The organism is Pilosibacter sp. NGB245 (assembly GCF_057397225.1).
Map to the genome: position 1 here is coordinate 1558765 of NZ_CM171584.1, position 13305 is coordinate 1572069.

Sequence of the window (13305 nt, forward strand, 5' to 3'; positions counted from 1 at the left end):
AAAATAATCAGGTGGCGAATGCTACCAAAGAGAGCGAGGTGTTACAATGACCATAGAAGAAATTCTTGCAGGAGAATCGAAGAATGTGGAGTTCAAAGAGAACCTGCCGGAGAAAAGCATTAAATATATGAAGTCTGTGGTTGCATTTGCAAATGGAACCGGAGGAAAAATCATTTTCGGAATTGCAGATAAAACCAGAGAGGTTATTGGCTTTGACAAGGAAGATGTGTTCAAAAAAATGGATGCCATTGCCAATGCCGTATCGGATAGCTGCGAACCGGCAATTATTCCGGATATTACATTACAGACAGTTGACGGTAAAACAGTCATTGTAGTGGAAATTTCTGAAGACAGACAGCGACCGTATTATATCAAAGCTCTTGGCAGAGAAGGCGGTGTATATGTCCGTGTTGCCGGAACTACCCGCCTTGCCGATGAGTACATGATAAAAGAGCTGATGTTTGAGGGAAGTAACCGTTATTTTGACCAGGCTTTGTGCACCGGACTGACCATTACAGATGAAGATATTGATGCTCTTTGCAAAGCAATGAAGGATCAGGCAGTTAAAAATGCTCATAACGAGGAGCAAAAAGCGTCCATCAAAGACGTTGGCAGACAGCAGCTCCGTTCCTGGGGAGTATTGATTGAGCGTGAAGGAAAAGATTATCCATCCAATGCTTTTGCGATTCTAACGGGCAAGGGAGGACTGCATGTTGCAACGCAATGTGGCGTGTTCAAAGGAACAACAAAAGCGGTATTTGTTGATCGTAGAGAGTATACAGGTCCGCTTTGGGAACAGATAGACGAGGCATTTCAGTTTGTTTTGCGAAATATTCACCTGGGTGCGACGATTGTGGGGCTTTATCGACAGGATGTTTATGAAATTCCACCGGATGCTATTCGTGAGTTGATTATCAATGCAATGGTGCATCGGAGCTATCTGGATCATGGTACGATACAAGTTGCAGTATATGACAACCGCCTGGAAATTACTTCTCCTGGAAAGCTGCCAATGGGACAGACCATAGAGCGCATGAAAAAAGGATATTCTAAAATTAGGAATGAAGCACTTGCTCATGCATTTGCATACATGAATCTGATCGAGCATTGGGGAAGTGGTATTCCGAGAATCATTGATAAAGTAAAATCTGCTGGACTGCGGGATCCGGAGTTTATTGGCGGTGAGGTTGACTTGCGTATCAACATTTACCGGGAGCAAAATAATGCCATTAGCATTAAGAATGGCGTTGATACAGAAAAAAATGGCATTGATGGCGTTAAAAATGGCACTGATGGCGTTAAAAATGGCATTGAAAATGGCGTTGATGAAGTGTTATACACAGATAAAGATCTCTCAGATCATATTCAAAAACTACTGAAGATCATTACCAAATATCCGACAGAAACGCAGGCACAGTATGCAGAGAAGCTTGGGGTATCTAAAAGAACAATCTCCAGAATTTTTTCGGAATTAAAAGAACAAGGCATACTTGAACAGCAAGGAACCAGAAGAAAAGCAAAGTGGATTATTTCCAAAAACAAATAGGAGGGGCAGCAAAGCGTCCGAGACGAATGTGCAGCCGGCGTTGCTGGGGCTGCTTTGCGAAGAAATTGGAGTGGGGTTCTCCCATACAAGAAAATGAGCGTGGATAGCGTCCATGCTCTGCGTGCGCAAGACTTGAGACTTATGAGATAACTTATGAACTTATGAGATGTCGGCATTTTTTATTTACTCTTAAAGCGTGATATATTATAATGTTAATATAATTTTGGATGTTTAGGAAACCACTTTGAAAGTAATAAGGCGATGAAAAATGGCAGTATCATACAAAAGATTATTCAAACTTATGATCGACAAAAAGATGCGAAAAAAGGATTTATGTGAGCTTGCTGGTGTCAGCACAAGCACTATGAGTAAGATGGGGCGGGATGAGATTGTTTCACTTGAAGTTATTGACCGGATCTGTCAGAAATTGAACTGTAATATTGAGGATGTTCTTGAGATTCTGCCTGACAGTCCCGATAGTAGGACATCAAGAGATGTAGAATAAGGACTAAAACAAAGGTAGGTGAAAGAATTGAAAGTACTTGATAATATCACCAGTACGGTTCGGGATGATCTGCAGGTAGAAATCAAAAGAGGCAGCAAGGTGTCAATAGCGGCAGCCTGCTTTTCGATGTATGCGTATAAAGAATTGAAAAAGCAGTTGGAATTGGTGGACGAGTTCCGCTTTATTTTTACTTCGCCCACCTTTGTTAAAGAAAAAGCCGAAAAGCAGAAGCGTGAGTTCTACATTCCCCGGCTTTCCCGTGAAACCAGTCTATACGGCACAGAATTTGAAATCAAGCTGCGCAATGAAATGAACCAGCGGGCAATCGCCAGGGAGTGCGCTGATTGGATCAGGGAAAAAGCGAAATTCAAGTCAAATACTACAGGTGAAAACATGGGTGGCTTTATGACCGTGGATTCGGGCGCGATACAGACAACCTATGTTCCAATCAATGGTTTTACCACAGTAGACATTGGCTGTGAACGTGGAAACAACAGCTACAACATGGTCACCTGCATGGAAGCTCCGCACTCTCAGCAATATATGCAGCTTTTTGATGGTCTTTGGAATAACCGGGAAAAGATGCAGGATGTCACGGACGTAGTTTTGGAAAACATTAGTACGGCTTATGCGGAAAATTCTCCGGAGTTCATCTATTTCATGACACTGTATCATGTGTTCAGTGAATTTTTGGATGATATCTCTGAAGATGAACTGCCGAACGAGGCTACTGGTTTCAAGCAGAGCAAAATCTGGAGTATGCTTTATGATTTCCAGCGGGATGCCGTGCTTGCCATCATCAACAAATTGGAAAAGTACAACGGCTGCATTCTTGCCGATAGCGTTGGTCTTGGTAAAACATTCACTGCTCTTGCAGTTGTAAAATATTACGAGAATCGAAACAAGTCGGTGCTGGTGCTATGTCCGAAAAAGCTGGCAGAAAACTGGAATACATACAAGGATAACTATGTCAATAACCCGATTGCATCGGACAGGCTGAACTACGATGTTTTGTTCCATACGGACCTTTCCCGCAATGGCGGACAGTCCAATGGTCTTGATCTGAACCGCCTGAACTGGGGCAATTACGATCTGGTAGTCATTGATGAATCGCACAACTTCCGCAATGGTATCGGTACGCACAGCAAGACGCAGGATAACCGTTATCAGCGTCTGATGGATAAGGTGATCCGTTCCGGCGTTAAAACCAAAGTTTTGATGCTCTCGGCAACGCCGGTCAACAACCGCTTTGTTGATTTGAAGAACCAGCTTGCCCTTGCCTATGAGGGGAACTCGGAGTTCCTTGATGAGCGGCTGAATACATCCAAAAACGTGGAGGATATTTTCAAGCAGGCGCAAAAGGCGTTCAATGCCTGGAGTAAATTGCCCCAAGAAGAACGAACCACAGATGCACTGCTGCGCACATTGGATTTCGACTTTTTTGAGCTATTGGATAGCGTGACCATTGCCCGCTCCCGTAAACATATTGAAAAATATTACGACACCAACGAAATAGGAAAATTTCCCGAACGGCTCAAGTCAATTTCCAAACGTCCCTGCCTGACGGATTTGAACAACGCCATCAACTACAACGAGATTTATGAGCAGCTCATGCAGCTTTCCTTGTGTGTATGCGCCGTCCAATTACATTTTCCCCAGCAAGCTCCAGAAATATAAAGAGTTGACCCACAACAAGGGTGAAAACCTGACCCAGACAGGCCGTGAGCAAGGTATCCGCCGCTTGATGAGCATCAACCTTTTGAAGCGTCTGGAAAGCTCGGTTCATTCTTTCCAACTGACATTGACCCGAATCAAAGAGCTGATCAATGGTACGATTCAGTCCATTAACCAGTTTGAGAAATACGGTCGGGCAGATTTGGATATGTACGATGCCGGCGGCGATGACTTTGATATAGACGATGAAAACACGGATTTCTTTACCGTTGGCAAAAAGGTAAAAATTGACCTTGCTGATATGGACTGGAAGAGTTGGCGCACGGAGCTTCAGCGGGATGCAGAGGTTCTGGAACTGCTGACCTTTATGGTTGCCGATATTACCCCGGAGCATGATGTCAAATTGCAGGAACTGTTAAAACTGCTATCTGAGAAAATTGAGAATCCGATCAATTCTGGGAACAAGAAAGTGCTGATCTTCTCGGCGTTTTCTGATACAGCCGAGTATCTGTATGACCATGTCAGCAAGTATATCAAAGATAAATACGGACTGAACACAGCGGTAATCACCGGTTCCATTGATGGTAAAACCACGATCAAGGGATTTCAGGCAACACTGAACAATGTTCTGACCTGCTTTTCCCCTATCTCCAAAGGTCGGGATGTTCTGATGCCTGGCAGTACCACGGAGATTGATGTGTTGATTGCAACGGACTGTATCTCGGAAGGACAGAACTTGCAGGACTGCGATTATCTGATCAACTATGATATCCACTGGAATCCGGTTCGCATTATTCAGCGGTTTGGCCGTGTTGACCGTATCGGCAGTCGTAACCAGTACATACAGCTTGTAAACTTCTGGCCGGACTTGACGCTGGATGAGTATATCAATCTGAAATCTCGTGTGGAGACCCGCATGAAAATCACGGTTATGACCTCTACCGGCGATGATGACCTGATCAATCCAGAGGAAAAGGGAGATTTGGAATACCGCAAAGCGCAGCTCAAACGCTTACAGGAAGAAGTGGTTGATATTGAGGATATGTCCGATGGAATCTCAATTATGGATTTGGGGCTGAATGAATTCCGGCTCGACTTATTGGACTACATAAAACGGAATGGAGACATGGACAAAAAGCCTCGTGGGCTTCATGCTGTGGTGCCTGCCACGGATGAACTGCCGGATGGCGTGATCTTTGTGCTGAAAAATATCAACAACAGCGTCAACGTGGATAACCGGAACCGCATCCATCCGTTCTACATGGTTTATATCGGAGTGGACGGTCAGATTATCTGCGATTACCTGAATCCGAAAAAGATGTTGGATGATATTCGCTTGCTCTGCCGTGGAAAATCCACACCGATCAAAGAGGCATACGAACGCTTTAACCGGGAAACGGATGATGGGCGGAATATGGCGGAAATGTCTGAGCTGCTGAGCGAAGCAATCAATTCCATCATTGATGTGAAAGAGGAAAGCGATATTGACAGTCTGTTCTCTGCCGGTGGAACATCCGCTTTAATGAGCGACATATCCGGGCTGGATGATTTTGAACTGATTTGCTTCCTTGTTGTGAAATGATTGTCTGGAGGTGAGATGCCGTGCTGGGATTGCCAAAATCGACGGAGTTTAACAAACGTATCCCTAAGCAGAAGTTTTATGAAAACATTGCTGTGACACCGGCTATGAAAAAAGCGTTCGTGGAGCAGATCAGGATTATCTACTGGCGCAATAAAATTGCTGCCACCACCCTGAATCTGGCTGCTGGCGAACAGGTGACAGAGATTGAGGTGTTCGAGGTGAGGTTGTCTGCCCCGGAACTGGACGAATGCGTGTTGCGCCAGATCGACCGGGAAATCCCGTATCACATCTTGTTTTTGCTGGAATACGAGGGCAGGTATCAGGCTGCTATCGGTTACAAGGAAGCTGCGGCGGGTAAAAAGGCCTTTAAAGTTGACCGCTATTATTATACGGATTGGCTGGAAGAAAGTGAACTTCCGGTGCATCTGGACGGGCTTTCGCTGGATGCCGTGTATGAGAATTTTGTACGGCAGATTGCGGGGACGGCTCTCGGTTCAGATAAATCCTCTACTCTGAAAGAAAGTGTAGAGCAGCAGAAACAGCGAGAACAACTGGAAAAGCAGATTGCGGCTTTGGAAGTAAAAATCAGGAAAGAAAAACAACCAAAGAAGAAATTTGAATTAGTACAAGAGCTGAAGAATATGCAGGGAAAATTGGAAGGTGCGGTGATAAGTTGAATATGGATGAAACATACAATCTTCCAGAATCGTTACGCAAAAGCATTGAGCTTCAGAATAGGTTGCAGGAAAGCTGCAAACCAATTTTAGAGCAGCAGGCTCGTATACAGCAACTTACTGCCCCTTTGCTAAATAGTTTACCTACAAGCAACCTTGCGGTATCTGCCTTGAATGGTCTTGCTCATATGACAGAGAGCCCGGCAGTACAACTGATTCGAGAGAATTCGATGCTGATGCAGAATGCAACGGCATCCTTATACAAATCTATCCAACCGTTCAGACTTGACAATTCGATATGGGAGCAATTTCATACAAATACCGCAGCTATATTAGATTCATATAGAGATGCTGTTTCGGGTAATTTGGCAACAGGCCTTTGTGCATCCTTGGCTGTGGTAAATGCACAGATTGCAGCTTCGCCAGCCTTGCAATGGATTCATAGCATTGATTTTTCACCGTGGATAGATACGTTGAGAAATCTACACATTGGGGACGATTTTCTAAAACGTTACCGTGAGCTAAATGACGTTTGTCTGACAGCTTTGTATGAATGCAAATGGTTCCCCTATGCAAGTTGGTCTGCTGATCTGAGGTTGACAAGAGAAATATATCATGTCTTGTCAACCAGTCGAGGAGCCAGTAAAAGGCGAGAAAAGAGAGTCGATAAACTGATTCTTGGATACTATACTCCACAACGTATCAAAGAAATTAAACGGACGTGGAATGATTCGGATTTAGAACCGCACATTAAGAAAATCCTTGGGCAAGCACTTGAAGCACACCTGCGTGGCGAATATGCGCTATCAATAGCATGTTTATCAACCATGTGGGAGGGATTGATTCATCATAAGCTGCATATTACGGGGCGGTACAGTCAAAAGAAGACCGGCAGAGATTTTAGCGAGTTGATAAAAGAAAATGATTTGAAGCCTGTGTTTGGAGAGTTTTACGAGAAGCTAATCGTCTGTGATTGTAATACGGTGGATGAGGTTGTTGAGGGAATCCCCAACCGGAATGGTGTTTCTCACAGCAAATATAAAAAATATCCAAACAAAAAAGCCTCACTGAATGCGATCTCAATAGCGGATTTTATCATACACTTGGAGCCAAAACAGGAAACGGAGGAACAATCAAATGGACAAACTGAAAATGCACAGCCTTGACGGCGTGGAGAGAAATATAGAGCTGATCGGCAAGCTGTTCCCCAATGCCATCACCGAAGTGATGCGTGACGGCAAGGTGGAACACGCCATTGATTTTGACGTTCTGCGGCAGGAACTTTCGGATTCCATCGTGGAAGGCCGAGAGGAACGCTATCAGTTTACCTGGCCGGACAAGAAAAAAGCCATGCTGGCGGCCAATGCGCCCATCACGGCAACACTGCGTCCGGTTGTGACGGACAGTGTTGGCAAAGATGGCACGCCCGGTGGCTTTGACAGCGAGAACCTTTATATCGAGGGCGATAATCTGGAAGTGCTGAAACTCTTGCAGGAAACCTATCTTGGCAAGGTCAAGATGATTTATATTGATCCGCCCTACAACACCGGCAACGATTTTGTCTATGAGGACGACTTTGCCCAGAGTGCTGACGAATATATGGGAAACAGCGGTCAGTATGACGAAGAAGGCAACCGGCTTGTGACCAATACGGAGAGCAATGGTCGTTTTCATACAGATTGGTTGAATATGTTATATCCACGACTGCGGTTAGCAAAGGATTTTTTGAGTGATGATGGGGTTATATTTATAAGTATAGACGATAGTGAATTGCGAAATGTGCTTAAAATTGGTGATGAGGTTTTTGGAAACGCAAATTTTGTTGCATGTTTGACTCGAGTGGCAAAGACAACTAGCTTCAGAGGGAATTATTTTGTGCCAAGTAAGGATTATATTGTTGCCTATTGCAAGAATATTGTCCTTCTTCCAGCGTTCCAGGATGAAGTTACGAATGACGAACAGTTTAAGAAAATCGAAACAGATGGACCGCGAAAGGGTGAATACTATCGTGATGATATTGCTTTCTATTTATCCACATTGCAGACACGTCCTAATCAGCGATACTTTATTGAATGCCCAGATGGAGAGTTAGTGGTTCCTCCGGGAGAGACAATTCCAGGAATAAAAAAAGACGGTGAAAAAGTGTTGCCGCATGATGGTGATGGTGTTTGGAGATGGGAACAGAAACAATACCTAGCAAAAAAGGATTTGTTGTCATTTAAGCAAACAAAAACATCTCCATTATTGAATCAAAATGGAGAGAGAGCAAAATGGAATATTTATACCAAAAGTTACTTGAATGATAAAAAGGAGAAAGGGAATATTCCCAGAGATCTCTTAGAAGGCTTTCTGAATCGAAACGGAAGCGAAGAACTTAAAAAACTAGATATTCCATTTTCGTTTCCTAAACCAAGCAGCCTAATAAAATATTTGATTAAAATATTAAATGCCGATAAGGATATAATTGTAATGGATTTCTTTTCGGGCTCTGCTACTACTGCTCATGCCGTTATAAGGTTAAATGCTGAAGATGGGGGCAATCGTAAATTTATTATGGTGCAGTTGCCGGAAAAGACGGATGAAAAGAGCGAAGCATACAAGGCTGGCTATAAGAACATCTGCGAAATCGGCAAGGAGCGTATTCGCCGGGCGGGCAAGAAAATCAAAGAGGATGCCGGCCTGACGGCTCCGGCGGATCTGGATATTGGTTTCCGCTGCCTGCGTCTGGACGAAAGCAATATGAAGCCTGTATACTACACTCCGGATGAAGTCGGTCAGCAGGATCTGTTCTCTCTGGTGGACAACGTGAAGGAAGACCGCACCCCGGAGGATTTGCTGTTCCAAGTGATGCTGGATTTGGGCGTGCTGTTGTCCAGCCCGATCGAAGTAAAAGAGATCGCAGGCAAAAAGGTGTTCAACGTGGCAGACGGTTTCCTGCTGGCCTGCTTCGACCATAATGTGACCGAGGAAACCGTCAAGGCCATTGCACAGATGAAACCTTACTATGCCGTGTTCCGTGACAGCAGTATGGCAAACGACAGCGTTGCCACAAACTTTGAGCAGATTTTCGAGACGTACAGCCCTGATACTGTAAGGAAGGTGCTGTGATATGGACGATAAGAAGAAAAAGGAACTTGCCATTCGTAGCTCCGCAGCAGAATACCTGACCTTTGTTGCCTCTACCGGCGAAAGTGATGCCAGCTTTGAAATGCGTTACGAGGATGAGAACATCTGGCTGACGCAGAAGATGATGGCGGCACTGTATGATGTTTCGGTTGCGGCAATCAATCAGCATCTGAAGCGGATTTTTGAAGATGGAGAGCTGCGGGAGGAAGCAGTTGTTAAGAAATACTTAATAACTGCCGCAGACGGGAAAAACTATAATACGAACCATTATAGCTTGCAGGCAATCATTGCCGTTGGTTTCAAGGTGAACAACCAGCGGGCTGTGCAGTTCCGCAAGTGGGCGGGGCAGATCGTCAAAGACCACACCATTCAGGGCTGGACGATGGATGTTGACCGCCTGAAAAAGGGTCATATGTTCACCGATGAGTATTTCGAGCGGCAGTTGCAGCAGATTCGGGAGATTCGTCTGTCTGAACGCAAATTCTATCAGAAAGTGACGGATTTGTACGCCACTGCGTTTGATTACGACAAAAACGCAAAGACGACCCGCCTGTTCTTCCAGACGGTGCAGAACAAGATGCACTATGCCGTCCACCGCCACACGGCGGCGGAGCTGATCGTAGAACGTGCGGATGCCAACAAGGAACATATGGGGCTGACCACATGGGAGAATGCCCCGGATGGGAAAATTCTGAAAGCAGATGTGTCGATTGCGAAGAATTATCTGAGCAAAGAAGAAATGAATTATCTGGAGCGCATTGTGTCGCTCTATCTGGATTATGCCGAGTTGCAGGCCGAGCGCAAAATCCCCATGAGCATGGAGGACTGGGCGAAGCGGCTGGACGGTTTTCTGGAGTTCAACGGTAACAAGCTGCTTACCGGGCCGGGCAAAATCAGCGCAGAACAGGCAAAACTCCATGCAGAAACGGAATATGAAAAGTACCGTATCATTCAGGATCGCCTGTATGAGAGCGATTTTGACCGTTTCCTGATGCTGGAGCAGGAGGTGAACCACAAAGATGAAGTTTAGTTTTAAGATTCAGCAATACCAGACCGATGCCGTGGATGCCGTGGCTCGTGTCTTTCAGGGGCAGCCTTACAGTGCGGGCGTGTCCTATCTGCGTGATATGGGCAGCCTGTCTGCAAAGCCCCAGCAGTTGAGCCTTGTACCGATGGACGAGGACGCTGCACAGTTGGAATTGCAGGATTTGATCAACGATTCCGGCTTCAAAAATGAAGCCCTGCAACTGACCGATGCGGACTTGGTACAGAATATCCGTGCATTGCAGGCAGAAAGCAATATTCATCAGTCGGACAAGCTGGTGGCACCGCTCGGCAGATGTTCTCTTGATATTGAGATGGAGACCGGTACCGGCAAGACCTATGTTTACATCAAAACCATGTTTGAGCTGAACAAGCGATATGGATGGAGTAAGTTTATCGTTGTTGTGCCGAGCATTGCCATCCGTGAGGGCGTAAAAAAATCTTTTGAGATCACCGCCGATCACTTTATGGAATGCTATGGCAAAAAAGCACGGTTCTTTATCTACAACAGCAGCAACCTGAACCAGTTGGATTCGTTCTCCAGCAACTCCGGCATCAACGTCATGATTATCAATACCCAGGCATTTGCCGCTTCCATGAACGAGGACAAGAACGTGGAAGGCCGCAAGGGTGATGCTGCGGCAAGAATTATCTATACCAAGCGGGATGAGTTCGGCTCCCGCCGCCCGATTGATGTGATTGCTGCCAACCGTCCGATTCTGATTCTGGACGAGCCGCAGAAGATGGGAAAAGAAGATTCTGCCACCCAGAAAGCGTTGAAGAAATTCAATCCTCTGTTCGCACTGAACTACTCCGCTACCCATGCCAAGCAGCACAACCTGATTTATGTGCTGGATGCGCTGGATGCTTACAACAAGCGGCTTGTCAAGAAAATCGAGGTCAAGGGCTTTGAGGTCAAGAACCTGCGTGGTACAGACAAATATCTGTATCTGGAAAGCATCATGATCTCCCCCAAGAATCCGCCAAGGGCAAAGGTGGAGTTGGAGGTCAAACACCAGAGCGGCACAAAGCGGGAATTCCGCACACTGGATGTGAGTGATAATCTCTACTATATCTCCGGCGAGATGGAGCAGTATAAGGGCTTTGTCGTTTCTGAAATTGACCCGATCACCGGCGTTGTGACATTTACCAATGGCGATACCATCCGCAAGGGTGATGTGACCGGCGATGTCTCTGAGGATGATATGCGCCGGGTGCAGATCTGGGAGACGATTATTTCCCACTTTGAAAAAGAGCAGGAACTGTTCAAAATGGGTATCAAGACTCTTTCGCTGTTCTTCATTGACGAAGTGGCAAAATATCGCCAGTACGATGAAGACGGTAATGAGCTTCTGGGCGAGTATGGCAAGATTTTTGAGCAGGAATACATGGCTGTTATGAACGAATATCGTTCTATTCTTGACCCGGAGTATACGGCCTATCTGGATGCCACCGATGTACATGATGTGCATAAGGGCTATTTCAGCATCGACAAGAAAGGACGCAGCGTCAACAGCTCGGTCAAGCGTGGAACCGATATGTCTGATGATATTTCGGCCTACGATCTGATTTTGAAAAATAAAGAACGGCTGCTGTCCTTTGAAGAGCCGACTCGTTTCATCTTCTCCCACTCTGCCCTGCGGGAGGGCTGGGACAATCCGAATGTGTTCCAGATTTGCACTCTGAAACACAGTGACAGCACCACGCAGAAGCGGCAGGAGGTTGGCCGTGGACTGCGCCTGTGCGTGAATAAGGACGGAAACCGCATGGATGCGGAAGTGCTGGGCGATAAGGTGCAGGATATCAATGTCCTGACTGTTATTGCAAGCGAGAGCTATGCAGGCTTTGTGGATGGGCTGCAAAAGCAGACCGAAGCCGTGTTGTATGACCGTCCCCGCAAAGCTGACATTGACTACTTTGTTGGAAAGAGCATCAAGCTCGATGGCAAAACGGTCAAGGTGGATGACCGTCAGGCACGGGCTATCTATCAGTATCTTGTCCGCAACAACTATGTGGATGAGCAGGATAATGTTACGCAGGATTATCGGGACGATGTGCAGGCCGGAACACTGGCACCTGTGCCGGAGACGCTGAAGCCTATCGAAGAGGGCGTACATACGCTGGTTCAGGCAATTTACGATGACAGTATGCTTAAATCCATGTTTGAGGATGGCAACAAGCCGAAAGTGCTGGAGAATCCTCTGAATGACCGATTTGAAAAAGCGGAGTTCCAGAAACTCTGGCAGACCATCAATCACAAATACGCCTATACGGTGGATTTTGATTCTGAAGAGCTGATTCAGAAGTCGATTGCGCACATCGACAGTGAACTGTATGTCAGCCGTCTGCAATATACCGTCACCTATGCTGGACAGAAAGACAAATTGAATGCCGATATGATACATGAGGGCAGCAGCTTTTATGACGCAAAAAGCAAGACGACTGTACTGAAAAATGCACACACCAGCCAGGTGGCGTATGATTTGATCGGTAAAATTGCGGAGGGTACAACGTTGACCCGCCGCACGGTAGCCCGTATTTTGCAGGGTATCAAGCCGACTACCTTTGCAATGTACCAGAACAACCCAGAAGAGTTCATCACAAAGACGATCCGTTTGATCAAAGAACAGAAAGCAACAATGATCGTGGAGCATATCACCTACGACACCATAGAAGGAAGCTATGACAGCAGCATTTTCACTGCAGAAAAGCACGCTCTGACAATGGACAAGGCCTATAAAGCGCAAAAGGCGATTCAGGATTATGTTTTCACCGATGGCATCGCAGAAAAGAGCGTCGAGCGTAAGTTTGCGGAGAGTCTGGACGGCTCAGAGGAAGTATTTATCTACGCAAAACTTCCGAAAGGTTTCTTCATTCCGACTCCTGTGGGACATTATTCCCCTGACTGGGCAATTGTGTTCCATGAGGGCAAGGTGAAGCATATCTATTTTGTGGCTGAGACAAAAGGCACGATGGAAAGCCTAAATCTGCGTCCAATTGAGAAATCCAAAATCGACTGCGCAAAAAAACTTTTTGCAAAATTGTCGGATGGCCTTGTGACATATGATCATGTAGACAGTTATCAGGAGCTTATGAACAAGGTACTGCAATAATAATGCATGAAAGGCGAAGAATATGACAGATCTGCGAAAAA

9 protein-coding genes are annotated in these 13305 nt (G+C 45.8%); all 9 read left to right on the forward strand.

What is annotated here, in order from left to right:
• The first annotated feature begins 46 nt into the window (after positions 1–46).
• Positions 47–1546, forward strand: a complete 1500-nt coding sequence (locus ACXMYH_RS07075; RefSeq protein ID WP_486555773.1) for an ATP-binding protein — start codon at positions 47–49, stop codon at positions 1544–1546.
• A gap of 268 nt (positions 1547–1814) precedes the next feature.
• Positions 1815–2051: a helix-turn-helix transcriptional regulator gene (locus ACXMYH_RS07080; protein WP_329752017.1), complete on the forward strand. Its 237-nt coding sequence runs from the start codon at positions 1815–1817 to the stop codon at positions 2049–2051.
• Positions 2052–2078: 27 nt separating this feature from the next.
• Positions 2079–3728 carry an SNF2-related protein gene (locus ACXMYH_RS07085; protein WP_486555774.1) on the forward strand — a complete coding sequence of 550 codons (1650 nt, stop codon included), beginning with the start codon at positions 2079–2081 and terminating at the stop codon, positions 3726–3728.
• Entirely contained in the window at positions 3652–5307 is a 1656-nt protein-coding gene (locus ACXMYH_RS07090) for a helicase-related protein (RefSeq protein WP_486555775.1), read from the forward strand. Before ACXMYH_RS07085 ends, ACXMYH_RS07090 begins: the two co-directional genes overlap by 77 nt.
• Positions 5308–5327: 20 nt before the next feature.
• Positions 5328–5984 carry a DUF4391 domain-containing protein gene (locus ACXMYH_RS07095; RefSeq protein WP_486555776.1) on the forward strand — a complete coding sequence of 219 codons (657 nt, stop codon included), beginning with the start codon at positions 5328–5330 and terminating at the stop codon, positions 5982–5984.
• A gap of 2 nt (positions 5985–5986) precedes the next feature.
• Entirely contained in the window at positions 5987–7147 is a 1161-nt protein-coding gene (locus tag ACXMYH_RS07100) for a hypothetical protein (RefSeq protein ID WP_329752014.1), read from the forward strand.
• Positions 7119–9089, forward strand: coding sequence for a site-specific DNA-methyltransferase (locus ACXMYH_RS07105; protein WP_486555777.1), 1971 nt, complete (start codon positions 7119–7121; stop codon positions 9087–9089). Before ACXMYH_RS07100 ends, ACXMYH_RS07105 begins: the two co-directional genes overlap by 29 nt.
• A gap of 1 nt (position 9090) precedes the next feature.
• On the forward strand, positions 9091–10137 hold the full coding sequence (locus ACXMYH_RS07110; protein WP_486555778.1) for a virulence RhuM family protein: 1047 nt from the start codon (positions 9091–9093) through the stop codon (positions 10135–10137).
• A complete protein-coding gene (locus ACXMYH_RS07115; RefSeq protein ID WP_486555779.1) occupies positions 10127–13264 on the forward strand; it encodes a type III restriction-modification system endonuclease in 3138 nt (1045 codons plus the stop codon). The genes ACXMYH_RS07110 and ACXMYH_RS07115 overlap by 11 nt, the downstream gene beginning before the upstream one ends.
• Positions 13265–13305: the final 41 nt, after the last annotated feature.